Source organism: Flavobacterium glycines, from assembly GCF_900100165.1.
GTDB lineage: Bacteria > Bacteroidota > Bacteroidia > Flavobacteriales > Flavobacteriaceae > Flavobacterium > Flavobacterium glycines.
In genome coordinates this window covers 645,023-664,980 of sequence record NZ_FNEO01000001.1, presented here as the reverse complement: position 1 = coordinate 664,980, position 19,958 = coordinate 645,023, and the positions used below count along the sequence as shown (strand labels likewise).

General features: G+C 36.9%; 8 protein-coding genes. All 8 read right to left on the bottom strand.

The window, feature by feature from the left end:
* Positions 1-58: 58 nt before the first annotated feature.
* The 8 genes from BLR17_RS02405 to BLR17_RS02370 all read right to left on the bottom strand — a co-directional run bounded on the left by BLR17_RS02405 (position 59) and on the right by BLR17_RS02370 (position 19,914).
* Positions 59-1,246: a phosphoglycerate kinase gene (locus BLR17_RS02405; protein WP_066328089.1), complete on the bottom strand. Its 1,188-nt coding sequence runs from the start codon at positions 1,244-1,246 to the stop codon at positions 59-61.
* 208 nt (positions 1,247-1,454) lie between these two features.
* A complete protein-coding gene (locus BLR17_RS02400) occupies positions 1,455-1,958 on the bottom strand; it encodes a hypothetical protein (RefSeq protein ID WP_066328091.1) in 504 nt (167 codons plus the stop codon).
* Positions 1,955-2,638 carry a pirin family protein gene (locus BLR17_RS02395; protein WP_066328093.1) on the bottom strand — a complete coding sequence of 228 codons (684 nt, stop codon included), beginning with the start codon at positions 2,636-2,638 and terminating at the stop codon, positions 1,955-1,957. The genes BLR17_RS02400 and BLR17_RS02395 overlap by 4 nt, the downstream gene beginning before the upstream one ends.
* A gap of 16 nt (positions 2,639-2,654) precedes the next feature.
* Complete coding sequence (locus BLR17_RS02390; RefSeq protein WP_066328096.1) at positions 2,655-3,416, bottom strand: dioxygenase family protein; 762 nt, start codon at positions 3,414-3,416, stop codon at positions 2,655-2,657.
* A gap of 145 nt (positions 3,417-3,561) precedes the next feature.
* Positions 3,562-4,251 carry a LytR/AlgR family response regulator transcription factor gene (locus BLR17_RS02385; RefSeq protein ID WP_066328100.1) on the bottom strand — a complete coding sequence of 230 codons (690 nt, stop codon included), beginning with the start codon at positions 4,249-4,251 and terminating at the stop codon, positions 3,562-3,564.
* Positions 4,245-4,943: a sensor histidine kinase gene (locus tag BLR17_RS02380; RefSeq protein WP_169817162.1), complete on the bottom strand. Its 699-nt coding sequence runs from the start codon at positions 4,941-4,943 to the stop codon at positions 4,245-4,247. The genes BLR17_RS02385 and BLR17_RS02380 overlap by 7 nt, the downstream gene beginning before the upstream one ends.
* A gap of 481 nt (positions 4,944-5,424) precedes the next feature.
* Positions 5,425-6,399 (bottom strand): PorP/SprF family type IX secretion system membrane protein, encoded by a 975-nt coding sequence (locus tag BLR17_RS02375; RefSeq protein ID WP_066328491.1) that lies wholly within the window; start codon positions 6,397-6,399, stop codon positions 5,425-5,427.
* 42 nt (positions 6,400-6,441) lie between these two features.
* On the bottom strand, positions 6,442-19,914 hold the full coding sequence (locus BLR17_RS02370; RefSeq protein WP_074517116.1) for a T9SS type B sorting domain-containing protein: 13,473 nt from the start codon (positions 19,912-19,914) through the stop codon (positions 6,442-6,444).
* Positions 19,915-19,958 lie beyond the last annotated feature (44 nt).

The window sequence follows — 19,958 nt, the reverse complement described above, 5'->3', positions numbered from 1 at the left end:
GCAAACTTAAGAGGTTAAAACTAAAAAAATCAATAAAAAGTGTTAAAATTGTTATATTTTACTCTAAAATAGCTGCAATACCAGGTAAAGTTTTGCCTTCAAGCATCTCCAGCATAGCTCCTCCACCTGTAGAAACGTAACTTACTTTGTCTTCAAAACCAAATTGTTTTACTGCTGCAACTGAATCTCCACCACCTACAAGTGAGAAAGCTCCGTTTGCAGTTGCTTCAGCGATATAATCACCAAGAGCGATAGTTCCTTTTGAAAATGTATCCATTTCAAAAACTCCTAACGGTCCGTTCCAAAGAATAGTTTTACATTCTAAAATTACTTTTTTGAAGTTTTCTAATGATTTAGGACCAGCATCCATACCCTCCCAACCATCAGGAATATTAGTTACATCAACAACCTGAGTGTTTGCATTATTAGAGAAATCATCTCCCGCAACAACATCAACAGGAATATGAATTTGTACTCCTTTTTCTTTTGCTTTTCTTAAAATTTCAAGAGCTAATTCCTGTTTGTCATCTTCACAAATAGAATTTCCAATTTTTCCTCCTTGTGCTTTAATGAAAGTAAAAGTCATTCCGCCACCAAGAATCATGTGATCTACTTTGTCAAGGATATTTTCGATAACTGTAATTTTTGAAGATACTTTAGATCCTCCAAGAATAGCAATTACAGGTCTTTCACTGTTTTTTAATACTTTATCAATGCTTTCAATTTCTTTAGCTAATAAAGAACCGAAACATTTAGCTGTTGGGAAAAATTGAGCAATGATAGTAGTTGAAGCATGCGCTCTGTGAGCAGTTCCAAAAGCATCGTTTACATAAATATCCCCTAATGAAGCCAATTCTTTTGCAAAAGCAACATCTCCGGCTTCTTCTTCAGCGTGGAAACGTAAATTTTCTAGTAATAAAACTTCACCGGCTTTTAATTCTGTTGCAGCTTGTTTTGCTACTTCACCTACACAGTTTGCAGCAAATTTTACAGGTACACCAAGAATTTCGCTGGCTGTTTTTAAAATGTGTTTTAATGAATATTTATCTTCAGCTCCTTTTGGACGTCCTAAGTGTGACATTAAAATTACACTTCCACCGTCAGCAAGGATTTTAGAAATAGTAGGTTTTGCAGCCTCGATACGAGTAACGTCAGTTACATTGAAATTTTCGTCTAAAGGCACGTTAAAATCAACGCGGATAATTGCTTTTTTATTTTTAAAATCAAAATCGTTTAAAGTCTTCATTAGTTTAATTTTAGATTGTTTTTTTGAAAGTGAAACAAATATAGAAATTTTCTAGTAGTATTAAATTTCAAATTTTCAAAAAAATCAATTTTTTGCAACGAAAACGATGTAAAAGGTCAAAAATTTGATGTAATATTTCTTATTTTAAAAAAATGTATGTAAAAAGTTAAATTTTGTCTGTTCTATAAATATGCTTCAACACCAGTTTTTATTCTTTCAGATAACAGACGGAAAGATTAGCCTGAGCAGGAATCATAAAAGTTTCAAATTGATTACTGTCGTCAGTGTTTTTGGAAAGTAAAAAATGATTGTCGACCATTCCTAAATAGGTGAGCAGGGGGGAATAGAAAGTAATGCCTATTTTGTGTTTGTTTATATCCGCGATATCGGTATTGATGATGTCTAAGCGGTAATTTATAAATGGAAAGTAATTATTGCCAAGTGCATCGGTCACGCGATAAAAATTCCCTTTGAGTTGCTGCACATAATTTGCCGCAGCAATACCCGTCAGATAATGCAATTGTGTTGCTTTTTCGTTCTCAGCGAGTAATTCTCTGAATGTTTTTAAGGGATTTTCTTTGGAATTGAATTGCTGGTGTTGTAGTAGATATTCCTGATAGCTGTCTTCAAAAACATATTTGTCCCAAACAAAAGCGGAATCTTTGTCAATTACTAAGCGGTAGGCCAATTGTATTTTGGATTTATAATTCATGCTAATTGTATTTCGATTAGTAACAAGAGAGCATTTTCAGAAAGTGCTTCCCATTCTACAGCTTCGATTTCTTTTAAGCTTAAGGCGTCGCCAGCTTCAAGTAGTCTGTTTTCAAATTCGAATGCGCCTTGAATGATGTATACAAAAATGCTGTTTTGTTTGTTTTTTAACGGATATGCTGCTTCTTTTCGACCATCAAAATTCCCAATATAAGTACAGGCAATTTTGTTTTCGAAAATTGGAATTAATTTATTATTTTCTTTAAAATTAAAAGAAAGTAATTGGTTTTTAAGTTTGTTTGTTTGCTGTTTGAATGCTATGGTTAGGAAGCTTATGTTTTCTTCGAATGGATTTGAAATTTCAAATTTAGCTGGATTCTCGGGAACAATCTGTTCAATCTTTTGACTTAAAATGAGTTTTTCGTTATAATGTTCGTCTTCAAGATGAATTCCTCCATAAAGTGGTAAAATATAGTAAATACAATCGGCATGAGTTACCATTGTTGTGCTGTGATTTGGCGCCAGTATCTGATAATTAAAAAGAAATAAAGTCCCCAAAATTGTACTTGTTTTTTCTTGATAATTTTCAGCATTAAACACAGACCAACAATGGTAACCCTTTGTTTGCCTTTGTCTTCTTGCATTTGCAAGATAAATTTGAGCTTGACTTTGATTAATCATGCTTTGATGTTTTAAATTAAGCGGCTACGTTTATGGTATGTGTTAATACAAAACCCGTAGCAACACTTCCTGTTACTGTTGACATTTCTGTACTTACACCATCTGAAAACACATTATCATTGGCATTATAAGTATAACCGCTCATGCCTTTTGTATATCCGTTAGCGGTTGATGCATTTACTAAAACAACAGCACTGCCAGAACCTTCAGGAAAAGCTATTTGAGTAACTAATAAAGAAGTTCCTGAAGAATTGTAAATATGAACATGAATATGTGTTGCTCTCCCGCTGTACCAACCCGGGAAAACTGATGTAAAACTTACCAGTCCATTGGCGTTAGTAGTTTGTCTTCCTCTTAAAAAATGTACCGAAGTAAAATCAGCTGATTGCATGCCGGTTCCTCCGTATTCAGAGTAATAACCATCCTTATCACAATGCCAAATATCTACTAAGGCTCCTTCAAGAGCCACACAACTTGCATTTTTATTTTTGATGGTGATGTTTATTGTTAACGGAACTCCTGTTCGGTCACTGGTAATATCTGATTTCACTAATGATGAAGGCGTTTTAGTAGGAAACGGACCTGCTGTTTCAGTTGCTGTAACGCTGCATCCTGATGAACCCGAAGAGCTTCCTGTATCGGTGGCTTCAGTATTGTCGGTTGCGCTCGAATCAGTAGAAGAAGAATCTTCGTCACTACCGCAAGAACTTATTATCGGAATAGCTAAAGATCCTAATCCTACTAATCCTAATCCTTTTAAAAAATCTTTTCTTTCCATGCTAAATACAATTTATAGGTTTATGGATATAAAAGTATTTTAATTCTAAAGTTTGAAAAAAAGATTGAGGTGTTTGGAGAGAAACCTGAGGTAAAAGGATGATAGTCAGTAAAAAATATATATTTCCGGAATAGAAAAAGCAGTTTTACTCTTTATTGAGTAGGGCAAAAAATGCTGCTTCGTAACTGGCGCTTACCGGAATTTCTTCATCGTTGATATAGATGATTTTATTACGCACTTTGTCAATTTTGGAAATAGGTATAATAAAGGATCGGTGTACACGAACAAATTCCGGAGAAGGTAGTTTTTCTAAAATGGCTTTCAAAGTCATTCGGGCTACTACTGTTTTTTGATTTTGAATATGAATTTTAAGATAATCGTCTAATCCTTCAATGAATAAAATATCTGAAAATAGGATTTTAATCAAACTATAGTCGGCACGAATAAAAAGATAGAGTTGCTCCGGGTTTTGGTTTTGTAATTTGTATTGGTAAACCGCTTTTTCAACTGCTTGTTTAAAACGTGCAAAAGAAAACGGTTTCAAGATATAATCGGTTGCACTGAGTGTAAAACCTTCAACGGCATATTCTGAGTAGGCAGTAGTGAAAATGACCATTGTTTTGTGTGGCAGTTTTTTGTAAAAATCAATACCTGAAATTGACGGCATATTGATGTCTAAAAACAATAAATCTACAGGGTATTTTTTCAAATGTTTAAAAGCATCCTCTGATTTGGTAAAGGTTTTTTCTAAAGTAATGCCTTCCGTTTGATTGCAAAAACTTTGTAACACTTCCAGTGCCAGAGGTTCATCATCAAGAGCAATTGCTTTTAACATCCTACATTAATTTTTAAAGTAACCGTATATTTATTTTGAGAATCATCAATTGATAATTCATGTTTTTTTGGATACAAATGACTTAATCTTTCAATGGTGTTTTGCAATCCAATACCACTTTGAGACTGAACAGAATCTACTTTGTTGTTAGATACAAATAAAGTTAAAAATTCGTCCTCAATGTTGATTTTTATATTAATCTCTGAATCCTGATTGGGGTTTACTCCATGTTTGAAGGCGTTTTCAATAAACGAAATTAAAATGAGTGGTGTGATGCATTTGCCATATACATTACCATCGAGCTCGTATTTTATCTCAACGGTATTTCCTAATCTTGTTTTTTGCAGTTGGATAAAATTGTCAATATAGTTTAGTTCTTTGTCTAAAGCTATAACATCGTCATTAGCATTGGTAATGATGTATCGCATTAATTCTGATAATTGAACCACGGCATCGGCCGTTTTATCATCTTTTTTAATGGCTAAAGCGTAAATGCTATTCAGGGTGTTAAACAGGAAATGCGGATTGATTTGCGCTTTTAGGAAAGACAATTCCGATTGCATTTTTTCTTTTTCGACATTTCTCAATCGATTATTGATGGCAAATAATAAACTGGAAACCACCCCAATTAGATAAACTAAAATGGTGTGACTGTATTGAGTAGGTGGTCCTCCGTCAAAATGTTTTTTCATGTTGGGTGGAGGGGGAAGTCTTTTTAAATGAAATTTAGGATATTTATTAAAATCCAAAAAATTGCGATCGGGATGGTCCAAATGAGTTGAAATCCAAAGGAAAAAGAGTAAAAACAAACTTATTATCCCGAAATATAACAGCTGTTTTTTTGAAAAATAAATTTTAGGAATAAGATAATAATAATTAAACAGAAAGAAAATCAGCAACATCGAATAGATGAAAAAGTAAATTCGATCATGAGGATTGTTTACTAAATTAGGCAGTTTTAAAACGCCTCCGTTAGATGTAAACATATAAGGCAATAGCAGGAATGCTATGCACACGAAAAAAATTAATAGATAAGAAGTAATGTTTTTTTTCATGAAAACAAGTTTACTCCTCAAATTTAAGCTTCTTATTTTTAGCTTTCTAATTATTGAGGTAAAAAACAGAATTCCTGCGATTACTTTTTTTTAGAACCTCAATTTTATGGGTCAAATATCAATCATGAACAGGACTTTGTGTACAAGGACAATTGCTAATTCCGGCAAAGAAATCCATTCCTATAGTAACCATATGGGTTCCTGAATTGAAAGTCATTAACGGGTTTAGTGTAACCTGATAAGAATATCCAAAGTAGAAATTGGACTTTTTAAAACCTAACATAGGACCTAAATTAAGAGGCTTGAAAACCTGGTCATTAAGGAAACGATAGGATATTCCGGCCCAATAGTAATCTTCATACTTATTGAATTTTCGGTATTTAATATTGATGTCTGTACTGGAACGTTTATCGCTGGCAAATAATTGGTAATATACCGAAGGTTCGTATTCTTCTCTGCTGTTAACAGGACCTTTTATTACATAACCGGAATAGATTTGATAATTCAAAAGTAAATTAGGTTCGGCACCAAAATACTTATCAATATTTTTTGCCAGGATGTTACTGGCATTGAAACTGAAATAAAAATTATCATATCGGTACAAAGCGCCAATATCAAAGTTGTTGTTTGAATTAAAACGATTGTCGGTTACGCTTGGGTCTAAAATCGGAATTTCATAAGTGGTATTAAAATTTTCGATGTCAATTTTAAAATTATTGATATTGTACGAAATTCCCAATGACAAATATTGTTTGGTATAATAATCTAAAATAAGATGTTGGGCAAATGAGAATTTAGCTCCCGTTTGTCGGGTGTTTCCATTTTTATCATTGTAAAAAGAAACTCCAATTCCGGAACGATCCGCAATTCTAAAATCGGCATAAATCGATTGATTTCTTGGGGCGTCTTTAATGCCAACCCATTGAGCTAATCCATTGGCTCTAATTTTGAGATTATCTCCAATTCCGGCAAAGGTTGGTGAAATCACAAAATGATTATCGGCTAAATATTGGGTGTGAACAGGTATATTCATCTCCTGACAATAACCAAAAGTTATCATCAGGAGAAAAATTAATAATGCTGTTTTTTTCATCGTACTATTTTTAATTTGGGTCCACATGGCTTTGGTTTTTTGTTATCTGTAAAGTGTAAAATGACCCACAAATTCCCGATTATCTTTTTTGTTATTGAGTTTTAAAACATACCAATAATCTCCCGAAGGCAGTTCGTTACCATTATATTTTCCATCCCATTTTTGGCCTGTACGATAAGTGGCAATTTTTCGTCCGTATCGGTCAAAAATATCGAATGTTAAATCCTTATAGTTTTCGGTACATCCCGGAGCCCATCCGTCATTTACACCATCTCCGTTAGGGGTAAAGTAATTTGGAATACACACATCGATGTATTCAAAATAGCGGGTAGCGCTGGCCACACAGCCATTAGCGTCAGTTACCTGCACGGTATAATCTCCCGATTTGTAAATGATATAGCTGTTCTTAGTGCCGTTCTCTTCTCCGTTAAAAGTGTATTGGTAGCCACCGCCACCACCGGCTGCTGTTGCAATAATTTCGTTTAGACCGCCATCAGTTAACGTTAGAGTCAACGGATCAATTTGTAGAATATTGAAATCAGCAGTTCGTTTGATACATCCATTGGTATGTCTTACATCAATATAATGGTCCGTTCCGGCAGCTACATTTGTAAATACATTACTTACCTGATAAGCGCCTCCGTCTAAAGAATAATCCAAATCAGATGGGTTTGTTATGCTGGCATCAACTGTAACTGTAACCGAATTACTGGCAGAATTATTCACACATCCATAATCAACAATTGCAACCGGGTTTATTTTAACCGATTCATCCATGATAACATCCCATTCGAAAGAACAGCCATTTGCATCTAAAATATACACGGTATGTTTACCTCCGGTCAATCCGGTAAAATCAAACTGCGTTTGAGTCGCCGTACCCGTAGTATAGGTTCCTGTTGGATTGTCTAAGTTAACACTGTAAGGTAGAACTCCTCCGGTGATATTGATACTAAATGCCCCATCTTTATCCCCATAACAAACTTCAGGAATTACAGAACTTGCAATAGTTGTTGCACGGATTGGGGTTGGTTCGGTCATATCAAAATTGATTTTCACGTAGCATCCCAGTACATCCTGAACAATTACATTATAATTTCCCGGAGCGAGATTATCGAAAATATTAGAATCGAAAAACTGATTCAAATTAGGCGAAATCGCATATTTGATGATGCCCGTTCCTCCCGAAGCATTAACTGTAAATACGCCATTATTGGCTCCATTACAACTAACCGGAGTAATCACATAAGTAGCTGTTAACGGTGCCAAAGGTTGTGTAATAGTTATTGTTGATGAGGTAGTCGTACAATCACCACTGTCAACTTTAATTTGATAATTTCCTGCAAATAGTCCGGTAAAATTACCCGAAGCAGTTGGTCCCTGAATAGTTGCTCCCGAACCATCCAGCAAACTATAGCTGTAATTTCCTAATCCTCCTTCGGCAGTTGCAGCGATTACTCCGGTATTATCTCCGGCGCAATTTATTACTGCATTTCTGATGTCAACATTTATTTTTAATGCAGGCAACGGATCTATTTTTATTTGGTTAGAAACATTGGAAATACATCCATTAGCATCTTTGACATAATACGTATAGGTTCCGGGTGGAATCTGGAAATTAACCGATGAAACGAATGAACCTAAAACAGTTGTAAAGGCAGCATCAGCACTGTAAGTATAAGTTCCGGTTCCTCCTGTTGCGCTTAAGGTAAGCGTGGTTTGATTCAAACAGCTTTGGGTGCTGGCAACTGTTAAACTTGCATTTACTTTTGTGGGTTCGCTAATAACAATTGGAGCCGAAGTTGCCGAACAGTTGTAGCCATCAGTAACTGTAACGGTATAAGTTCCTGCTCCTAAACCTGAGAATACCTGAGATGCCTGCGGACCACTTGAAGTAGCAGGAGTCAACGAAGTTGTGTTTAGGGTATACATGTAATTAGAACCTTGTCCGCCGGTAGAGGTAGTAACTGTGATAGTTGCATTTTTGTCACCAAAACAACTCACCATTGCTGCATTGGAACTTGCTGTTATGCTGATTGGTGTTGGAATTACTAAAGTCACATTTGCGGAAGCGATACAACCTTTACTATCTCTTACGTTAACAGTGTAATTTCCGGCTGTCAGATTTGTAAAATTGCTTTGAGCTGAATAAGCCACATTTACCGGACCAACCAATTCAAACTGATAACCTCCTGACCAACCACCAGTAGCTGTTGCTGTGATACTTCCGTCATTATTTCCGGAAATACAGGTGATTTCGGTATGCGTTTCGGCGATTGTTAAAGCAGCTGAAGGTTGGGCAATTGTAAAGTTTTTAGTAGCCGAACAATATGGACTATTCGTTAAGATAGCGCTTATAGTATAGCTGCCTGCCTGCAAATTATTGATGGTTACAGGTCCTGCTGTGGCACTTGTTCCAGAGCTAACAGGATTATTGAGTACATCAACAATGGTATAGTTAAATGGGCCGGACTGATCCGGATTGCCGGCACTAATTACTCTGTCTATCAAAGTAACATTGACACTGCCATTATTTCCTCCATAACAGCTAACATCAACAGTAGTATTAATATTTAAATCGAAAGTATTCGGTTCATTTACATAATGTACTGATGTTATGCTACAGCCTGTGTCTGGATTGAGTACGGTTATTAAATAATTTCCAACTACTAAACCGGTGAAAACCCCTGTTGTATTAGATTGTGATGGATATTTAGCACCTGAAACTCCTGTAGTAGCATTATAGTCAACCAGGGTGTATTGTAAGTTGGTTGGAGTTCCTCCTGTAGTACTTACCAATACAGTAATGTCTTCTAAATTAGTACAAGTGATAGCATTGTTTACATTAACAGTAATTTTATCTAAACCAATGAATGGATTAATATTTATACTTCCCGGAACACTAGCTGTACAGCCTTTGTTATCATAAACATTTATTGTATAATTTCCACCTAATAAATTGGTTTCGGTATATACATTGTTAGTTCCAAACTGAACCCTTGTTCCGCCTTTGATAAATTCATAGTTATAAATTCCTGAACCGCCCGTTACTCCGTTAACAGTGATTGTTGCAAAATTAGTAGTATTCGAACCGCTGGTACATCCAAATTGAGACACCACCGGAGCAGGAACTGTAATAATAGCAGGTTGTGCTATACTAATATTTTCAGTTGCTGTACAACCTCTGGCTGAGGTTACCGTAACAGTATAATTCCCCGTTATCAATCCGCTAAAGATATTGGAGGATTGTGCTGGTCTTACTGCGCTACCGGAAAGACTGTACATATACACTGGATTGTCATTTATGCCTGGAGCAGGAGTAGCCATTGTAGCAGTAATTACACCATCGCTGCCTCCATTGCAGCTTACATCGGTTTTTGAAAGAGCAAAACCAGTTACAGGAGTTGCTGCTTCTAATCTTACCGGAATAGAAAAAGTACAGCTTGTGGTAATATCTCTGACAGTAGCTGTATGAGAACCAGCAAATAGATTAGTAAAGTTTGCAGATGCCTGATAAGCACCAGAATCTATCCTGTATTCATAGTTGCCTGATCCTCCTGTGGCTGTAAGTGTTAATGTTCCATCACCATTGGAGCAACTTGGCAACGCAGTAATATCCGCCTCCAGTTGCAAGGCAGCTAAGATGTTTATTAAAGCATTTGCTGTAGTAGTACATCCATTTTTGTCTTTAACGGTTACATTATAAGTTCCCGGAGTATTTACCGTAAATGTTGGATTACTTTGGAATCCTGAACCAATGTTGTATTCAAAAGGAGCGATTCCCGTTGCTGAAAGTGTAAAAGTATATTCTCCTGTTGCCGATGGACATTGACTGTATGGATTAACTGCTACTGATGGCATAGGATCAGTAGTAATTGTAATGGCAAGCGGACTTGAAATAATGCAACCATTGGCATCTTTTACCCATACATCCCAAGTTGTTGATACCGCAGGGTCTAAAACGGCAGAAGGGGAGTTGGTGTAAGTTCCGGCACCGCTTCCACTTGGTACAAATGAATAGCTATAAGGTGCAATTCCTCCGGAAGTGGTTACCGATACCTGAGCACCAAAATTACAATTTGCATTGATGTTGGATGCTGGTGTTAATGTTAAAGGGGCAGGTTCTGAAACGGTAACCGAAGTTGTTGCTTCGCAGCCTGTTGTTTCGTCTGTTACAACTATAGTATAGGTTCCAATTGCTAATCCCGGGAGTGTAATTGTAGCATTTGATTGTCCTGTAGCTGTTGGCGTTCCATTGATGGAATAACTATAAGTTCCTGTAAAATTAGTTACGGTAAATTGAACTGTTCCGTTAGTTCCGCCATTACAAGTCACATTACTAATTAATTGTCCTGAAACATTAATGTTAGTTACCGGATTAACGGTGTAAGATTCTTGATAGCTACAGCCATTAGCATCGGTGACTTGGAAGAGATATGTGTCAGGTAATAATCCTGTGAAAATTCCATTTGAAGCACCAGAAACATTTGATGTTGCGCTTACAGGAAATACGATTTTATAACTTAAAGGCAATACACCGTTTGTTGTTGTTAAAGTCACGGTACTGGTTTGATTAGCGACCGGTGCGCAATAAATAGGTGTTCCGCTAAAGTCTATATTTGTTGGCGGATTTAAAGGTGGAATAGTAACACCATTTATCAGCTCAAAAGTACAGCCATTAGCATCTTTTATCCAAACATTAAAAGTGGTACCTGTAAATGACTGATAGGTGTTTGATGAAGTATAACTTACTCCTCCATTATAGCTGTAGGTATATGGCGCTGTTCCGTTAATAGCTGTTATTGTTACTGTTGCTGCTTGTGTTGCATTCCCTGTACCACAGCTTAAAGGTGTGGTTAATGCCGAAGTTGCGCTTAAAGGAGTTGGCTGGGTAATTGTAATTGGAGTGCTTGAGTATTCACACATTTTACTGTCTCTTACCGTTACAACATAGTTTGTTCCAGCTGTTAATGAATTAAATTGATTAGAAGTCTGGTAACCATAAGAAACAGAACCGTCTAATTTATATTGATATGGACCTACACCGGAACTTACATTTACGGTAATTGTTCCTTCATTGCTGCCATTACAATTAACATTGGTTTCAGCAGTAGTGAAAACGGTTGGTGTTTTAGGATCTACAGTTAAACTCGTAGTAGCCTGACAACTCGTTGGATTGTTGTTATCTGTAACTCTAAAGTAATAGATTCCGGCTGTTGTTGCAGTAAATACATTAGTCGCCATTGTAGACCAACTTGTACCATCAGGAGAAGATTCATAATTATAACTAGCCGAAGGAGAAGTGTTTCCACCTGTAGCGGTTAATGTAATTGCTGCATTTGGAGATGTAGTACAATCTAATTCCTTAGTTAAGGCTGCATCAAGTTGTAATTGCGGATAAACTATGTAATCAACATTGGCAGTACAATTATTACCATCTTTAATGACTAAATTATAAGTGCCTGCTGCATTAAAGGTGAAATTAGGACTGCTTTGAAAACTGCTGCCATTGATGCTGTAGGTTTTGCTGCCAACAATTGCCGGGTCAACAGTTCCGGTAATGGTTATTGTAAATGGATTGCCATCATAACAGATTGTAGCTGGAGTAGCTATAGTAGGAGCAGCATCAGAATCTAATGTGATAGGGAATGGTTTAATACATTTATTGGCATCCATCGCATAAACAATATAGTTGCCTGCTTCTTTGTAGAAGGTGTTTGTTGTTCCCCAATTTGAATTATTAGATAGAGGAGGAGTGTCTGTATCAGTTAAAATCTGATATTGGTATGGAATTGCGGTAGCTACCTGAGGCGGAACGGCTAATGCATCTTCTCTGGACATTGTAGTTCCTCCTTTGGCAATTGCTACAATCTGACCTGCATTAAGATTACAGTTGTCTTTTTTAGTAATCGTAGCTGTAACTTCCAATTCAGTAGCCGATTCGTAGATGTCAAAAGGAAGTGTTGCACTACTACAACCATCATTTGTTCCTCCGTGCTCGGTGATTACTACATAGTATGAACCAGGTGCAAGACCTCCAATTAGTGGCATCACAAATGGATAAGAACCAACAGCAATTCCAAAGTCTTCATTAGGGACTGGAGACAAAGGCATATTGGTTTTTGAATCATAAACGGCATAATCAACTGAGGTAGGAGGGTTGTATCCGGGAGCAGCAGATGGATCTTTATCCAAAGTAATCGAAACTGTTCCATCATTGGCTCCTTTACAGGTCACATCGGTTACAACTCTTAAAGTAGCCAGACTGGTTGCTTTAATCGTAGGAGTTTCGGCTTGTCTGATATAAGAGCATCCGGTAGATGCATCATAAACCATAAACGAATAGTATACTCCTTGGAGTAATCCTGTAAAAGTAGTTGATTTTGGATCTGAAGCATCTGCTGCTTGAAAAGGAGATTCAACAATCCCAACTCCATCAAAAGTGGGAGTTGTCGGGTACGGCTGTTGGTAAATAGCAAAGTAAAAAGGACCTGTTCCTAATACAGCTCCTCCAACAGTTACTTTGACGGTTCCTCCTGAGATACAATCAGCTGTTGGCTCTATCTCAATGTCAAGATTATCAGGAGGTGAAGCTACTTTTTCGGATTTTTTTAAGGAACATCCATTAGCATCTGTCACAGTAATATAATATGTAGCAAAATTTAATCCCCCAAAAGTATAATCAGAAGTTCCAGGGTCGTTGGTTACTATTTGTGTTGGGTAACCAGCATTATTAGTTAGTGTATATGTATAAGGTGCTGTGCCTCCTAATCCTGCTGCTCCTCTTTTAATTGTAATAGAACCTGGAGTATTAACAGGACATGTAATTGGAGTTGCTTTGAGGATATAATCTAAAGCATCAGGCTGGTTAATAGTAATAGGATAACTATCTGTACAACCTTTACTGTCTTTTAATGTTACGGTATAGTTTCCGGCAGCTAAACTTGAAAAAACGTTTGAAGATTGAAAATTGGTTCCATCGATACTATAGCTAAATGGTGCTATTCCTTTACTGCTATCAATGTTTATCTTAATTGCTGCGGTTGCTTCGCCGTTGCAATAAATTTCTTGAATAGGAGTGTGGTCAATGATTTCCGGAGTGACCGGAGCGGTTAATACAATAGCTGTTGAAGTTTCGGCAGTACAACCATTGGCATCGGTTACCTTAAAAGTATAGCTGCCTGGCGTATTAGTGTTAAAAATAGTGGAAGCCATCGTTATAAAAGAGGTCCCGTTATTATTAGAATATGCATAGGTATAGCCAGCACTGTTTCCATTGGTAGCGGTCAAGGTAATTTGAGCGTCAGTGGTAGGGCTACAAGTGATGTCTTTGTTTAGGACTGCGCTTAATGTTAGTTTTGGGTAAACTATGGTCGGATTATTGCTTGTAGCGGTACAACCATTGGCATCTTTAATTGTAACGGTATAACTTCCGGCTGTGTTGACTGTAAATGTAGGGCTGCTTTGGTAAGTAAGACCTCCATTGATACTGTAATTTAATGGAGCGATTCCGGTTCCGGTGGCTGTAAATGTAAAAGCTGTTGAAGCAGTGCATTGGTTGGAAGCTAATGCAGGTGTATTTACGGTTGGCAGCGGATCGGTACTAATAGTTACCGTTGTGAATTCGATACAACCATTGGCATCTTTTACATAGACATCCCATGATAAGTTGTTTCCTGAATTTGTGTCAACAGTCACTATTTTGCTATTACTATACGTCGTAGGAGCGGTACCGCCAGAAATGACAGCCGCATAGGTGTAATTGGTTGTTCCTCCTGAAGCGGTTATGGTGATTTGAGAATTATCATTATTACAATTAATATTTGAAGCCAAAGCAGTCAATGATAAGGCAATTGCAGGTTCTGTTATAGTTACAGAAGTATTTGCTGTACACGCTGTAGCTTCGTCAGTAATTGAAATAGTGTAAGTGCCTGCTGATCTATTGGATAAATTAATTGTTGCAGCTGTTTGTCCTGTAATGGCTGTAGCCCCATTAATGCTATAACTGTAGGTTCCTGAAAATCCGGAAACGGTGAATATAGCGCTTCCTGAATTTCCTCCCTTACAAAGTACATCACTTGTTACATTGCCTGAAATGGTAATTGGTATAACAGGTAATACATTATGTGATTGTGTATAATAACAGCCATTAGCATCGGTTATTTTGAAAATATAGGTATCTGGTGCTAACCCATTAAACACTCCGGCAGAATTGGATGTTACTGCTGAAATTGGAGAAATAATCTCATAATTCAATGTGCCAACACCTGTTCCCGGAGCAGGAGTAACGGTTACCGTACTAGTGGTTACTAAACAACTAATCGGGCTGGTTCCAATTGTACCTGGCATAGGAGGGTTTAGTTTCGATAAGCTAACACTATTGCTAAATGTACAGCCTTTAGCATCCTTTACCGAATAGCTAACATTTTGATTGCTACCATTATCATTTAGAGTCAGAGTGTTGATGGCGCTATAGCTACTGCCATTGAAACTGTAGGTGTAAGGTGCGGTTCCGGTTGTAGGAACTACAATTGTAATTGTTGCGGATTGTTTGGTATTAGAAGGGCTACAACTAAACGGAACTACTGTTGCTGTTGTGGTTAAAGTTGTAGGTTCGGTTAAGGTTAGTGTTTTTGTGATGATACATTCTTTGGTGTCTTTAATGTAGAAGGTATAATTGCCCGCTGCTAATCCCGAAAATAAGGAAGTTGAAACGTAATTTGTTCCATCACTACTGTAGGTGTATGGACTTATTCCGCCTGATGGAATGATTTGTACTGAGCCATCTGAAGCTCCATTACAAGAAGGATTTACGGCATTTAATGTAGCTGTAATTGGTGTTAATGGATTTATGGTTGCAGTGGTTGTAGCAACACAGCCCTTCGCATCTGTAATTTCAAAAGTATAGACGTCTGCTGTTGCAGTAGCATAAGTAAATGATGTTCCTGTTACAGTATTATTGGAACCATAACTGCTAGATCCTTGTTTGACTTTATAAGTAAAAGGGCTGTTTCCTCCGGTTATTGCAACTGTGATAACTGCATTTGGGGTGCTGCTGCAATCTAATTCTTTGATATTTGAGATTGTTGCTGTTAATTGCGGAGTAATGCTGATATTACTTATAGTTGAGGTACAGGCATAGCTATCGGTAACAACAATTGTATGAGTGCCAATACCTACATTGTTGAAAGTGTTACTGCTTTGAGCCGGAGCACCGTCCAGACTGTAGACATAAGGAGCAGTTCCTCCAGAAGCAGTAACGATTAATGTTGCCTGATTCAGACTGTCAAAACAAATATCCGAACTAGGATCTAGAGTCGCTGATAATCCCGGAGGAGCGACTACGGTAATTACATTGCTGTCATCCGTACAGTTATTAGCATCATAACTGCGAACAATATAAGTTCCGGGTGCAACATTATTAAAGATCGCTGAACTTTGTGAAGGTATGATGTTAGTGGTTGCTGTAGCATTCCATAATTCATATCTGTAAGCAGCTGTTCCTCCTGTTGAAGCAGTTGAAATCGTAGCTCCAACTGAACAACTGGCTGGGCTATTTATGTTGGCAGTAGTGACTAATGGAGATGGCGCAGTAATTACTGGAGTAAACGATTGCTCACAAGTGTTTCCGGAAGTTGCGCCATAACGAATTTTAATGTTATAGGTTCCTGCAGCTAATCCCGTAATTGTATAAGGAGAAGTCATTTGGGTGTTCCAACTAATCCCATTGTCAATGGAATATTGAAATCCATTAGCAGTATTAAAATTGTCAGCTGTAATTGTGATTTTACCATCGTTTGCCCCTGAGCAACTCAGGTTTTGAACGCCTGAAACAGTTGCTGTAAAAGCATTACCAGAAGGAACTACAACTAAAAAGTCAGTTTGTGGGATACAAGATAAAGCACTGCTGGTTGAACTGTATCTAACGGAAATAGTATGATTCCCTGTTGTTAAATTGGTAAAAATAGTAGCAGGGATATTTGTGTTTGCAACCCCATCCAACAGATATTGATAAGTATAATTTGCATTGGGAATGGTTGTTACAGTTACATTGCTATTAGCAGTTCCATCGCAATTATAAGTTGGATTTGCAATTGTAATTGTTGGTGTAACCGGTGGTGGAGCTATAATTATATTAGACATTGAATAGATACATCCATTGGCATCTCTTACATATACTGTATAAGTTCCAGGAGCTTTGTAGGCTTCATTTACAGTTGTCCATGTAACTTGATTGTCAAAACTATATTCATAAGGTGCTGTGCCTCCCTGCGGATTAGTAATGCTTATTTTTCCTTCTCCTGCAGGTCCGCAACCTGCCAGTTCTGTTATGCTTGCAGTAGCTGTTAATGCTGCGGCTGGCTGTGTAATGGTAATCGTTTGGGCTGTAGTAAAACAGTCAGTTCCTGCCAAAGAATATTTTACAATGGCATTATAAGTCCCTGCGCTTAGGTTGGAGAATGTTGGATTTGCTGAATAAGTTGTTCCATTATTAATGCTGTAAGCTAAGGTATATCCATTAGCATTTGTAACATTAAAATTAATAACTCCGGTAGTATCGTTATAGCATTTTATATCCGTTTTACTAATGGTGAATACCGGAGGTGCTATAGCAGCAACCGTTATAGAAGTTGTAGTGCTGCAATTTTGGCTATCTACTATTTGAATTGAATATGTACCTGCACTGCTAACTGTAATTTGTGGAGTTGATTGCGAAGAAGTCGAGCCATTTACATAATAAGCATAAGGAGGCGTTCCGCCACTAGGATAAATAGTTATTTCTCCATCAGTACAGGTAAGTGGTTTTGTCAATGCTGAAGTTGCTGACAATAGTGGAGGTTGAATTATATCGATAGTAGTGGAATAATCACAACCATCATCTGTCCATACGCGTACAGTATAGGTTCCCGGATTTAAACCGGCAAACTCATAATCACTAGCTAATATTGGGCCTACACTGTTTACTAAAGTTGCGCCTTGATGGATCCTGTAGTAATATTGGGGATAGGCATCCTGAGCACCTATTTTGATAGCACCTTTATCTCCATAACATATTGGCTGAGTAACAATTGTAGAAGTTGTAAAATTTCTTTGTCTGATAAGTATATTAGTTACAGAAAAAATACAAGGATTAGTCGTAACACCCACCTGTCTGATATAAACTGTATAAGCACCTGCCGTAGGGATAGAAAAAACATTAGACGATTGATAAGTAGAACCATTCAGACTATATTCATATCCTGAAGGAACTCCGCCAATCGTTATTTCTCCATTTTTACTACAAATAATATCTCTGGTGGTAGCAGTTGGATTTAATACATTTTGATATACATTGAAATAGAAAATACTGTAACAACCCCCCGGATAATTTATGGTAACTCTAAATTGACCTGATGTATTTGCAGTATAGTTTTGCCCTGTTCCAACGCTATTCCATTGACATGATGTGCTTTCATTGGCACAATTAGGTACTGTAACAGCGGTACAACTGTTTTCATTTAATTTTTCCCAAACAATAGTTGAAGCATCTGATATATTAGTTTGAATATATCGGGTTGCATTGGCACCACAAAGAAAAATATTTGGAAGATCCTTTCCATTATTAGGGCAAACAGCTACCTCATCTGCAAATGGTATAACAGGATTGGTAACTGTATTGCCAAAAGGATTAACTGTTATAGCTTCAGTTACCGTAGCACAGGGAGATGTGGAGGTAATATAATAGGTTCCGGTAGCCGTAGCGTTATAATTTTGATTAGTGCCTATAACCGGAGTTCCTGTAGGACTTGTAGACCAAGAGTATGAACTATAGCCACTAGGTCCTGATAATTGTACACTGGCCCCGCATAGTACTTCATTACTACTAAAGGTTTGCCCATTAATATTTACTAAAAAATTAGTAGATGATGGTGTGCCAAAATTACAAACTGTTGAAGCAAAACTACCTTCATCAACTCTTGGTGTTGTGTTGATAGTACCTCGATAACTGGCAAAAGCCTGATTTTTGATTTCATTTGAGCAGGCATCCAATAAGTCTTTATAACTGGAAACAACCTGAACATGTAAGCGGATGGTTTGGCTAACATCACCAACTTCAACTAAGCTGTTTGGTATATTAAAAAGTAATTCTCTTGTTGTAGCATTATAGCTATGTGTTACACCTGTAGGTAATGATATAATATCCGAAGGATAGTTAAATATTACATTTTTAGGAAGAACATCTTTTAAGGTGAAATTTGTCACATTGTCATTACCGGTGCTTTGAAAACCAATTTCATAATATAAATTGGTTCCAAGAGCAACATCAGTATTTCCGATATCATTACCTGAGATGTCTTTTACTAGTTTAGTAAGGGAGATATCCGGAGCAATAACATTAACCTGAAAGGCATTGAAAAAACTAAATATTGGATTAGCCTGACCCCTTGCAACTTGTAGAGTGATTTGGGCATTTGTCGCATTATTTCCAATTGTAGATTGATTAACATTCAAAAGTTGTTCAATACCGGTGTCATATCCTAAACTGTTAGTGCCATTAGGGTTTCTTGAAGTAAAATAACTATCTAAATTAGTGATAGAACTGTTAAAAAAATAATTTGATGGTCTTAGAGTCGTGGTTAAAGATGTACCGTTTGCAGTACCATTGTTAATTTCAACTTTAGTTTTATTACTGTTATTTGAAGATTTGTCCCCATTTAATGTTGCAAAACCAAATTTTATATTGATTGATCCTGAAGGTGGTGTTCTAAATCCGGAAATAGGAATGTCAAGAGTTCTACCATCATAAAGAGCACTAAAACCATCATAAGAAACCATGTATTTAGTGGTTGTTTTCGGGTTTTCATAAATCACATACAATGTCCATCCCGCAGCTAAACCTGTAGAACCATTAAGTCCAGTACTTGATTTTACATTAGCTACTGTATAAGTTCCCTGAGGACTTGTTAAACCGGAAATTATAGAGGTCACATCTGCATAGCAGGCATACGGCTTGTTTGCATCAGGAACGATTGGGGCTACATTGGCATCATAGATAAGTTCACCAGTTACATCTGTATAAGTTGAACTTCCGGGCGTTTTAAATTTAACTTTATTGATGTCCGTTCTGCTGTCACCAGTTTTAATTAAAGCACCCCAATACAATCCGGCATAAGCAATTTTAAAACAATCAACAGTATTTGGTACAGCTAAATCGGCACTGCTGGAATTAAAAGTAGAGGCATCACTGTCAATATCAATATACTGCATTGATACGCTTTCATTAGTGCTGTTGTCATTTAAAGGGTTGTTGTCTTTTCCAAGAAGATTATTCCCAATTACAAGCATGTCACCTTTTAATTCGGTAGCATATCTAATGTCAAAAGTGTTAAAAGTCTGAGCGTTGGAGTTTGTATTCAGAAACAATCCTAAAAAGAATAGGATATTTAAAAAACCAGTTTTTTTTATCTTATGTAAAAAAAAGAAAGGTTTATTAATAGTATTTAGTATTGCTATTAGTAGGTAGTTTTTTTTCATGTTAAGGGAATTAATATTCCATAATAGTCATATCGAAATTTTGT

Excerpts from the sequence above, each read along its gene's own strand:
- BLR17_RS02405 (WP_066328089.1), bottom strand. The coding sequence starts at position 1,246 with ATGAAGACTTTAAACGATTTTGATTTTAAAAATAAAAAAGCAATTATC.
- BLR17_RS02400 (WP_066328091.1), bottom strand. The coding sequence starts at position 1,958 with ATGAATTATAAATCCAAAATACAATTGGCCTACCGCTTAGTAATTGAC.
- BLR17_RS02395 (WP_066328093.1), bottom strand. The coding sequence starts at position 2,638 with ATGATTAATCAAAGTCAAGCTCAAATTTATCTTGCAAATGCAAGAAGA.
- BLR17_RS02390 (WP_066328096.1), bottom strand. The coding sequence starts at position 3,416 with ATGGAAAGAAAAGATTTTTTAAAAGGATTAGGATTAGTAGGATTAGGA.
- BLR17_RS02385 (WP_066328100.1), bottom strand. The coding sequence starts at position 4,251 with ATGTTAAAAGCAATTGCTCTTGATGATGAACCTCTGGCACTGGAAGTG.
- BLR17_RS02380 (WP_169817162.1), bottom strand. The coding sequence starts at position 4,943 with ATGAAAAAACATTTTGACGGAGGACCACCTACTCAATACAGTCACACC.
- BLR17_RS02375 (WP_066328491.1), bottom strand. The coding sequence starts at position 6,399 with ATGAAAAAAACAGCATTATTAATTTTTCTCCTGATGATAACTTTTGGT.
- BLR17_RS02370 (WP_074517116.1), bottom strand. The coding sequence starts at position 19,914 with ATGAAAAAAAACTACCTACTAATAGCAATACTAAATACTATTAATAAA.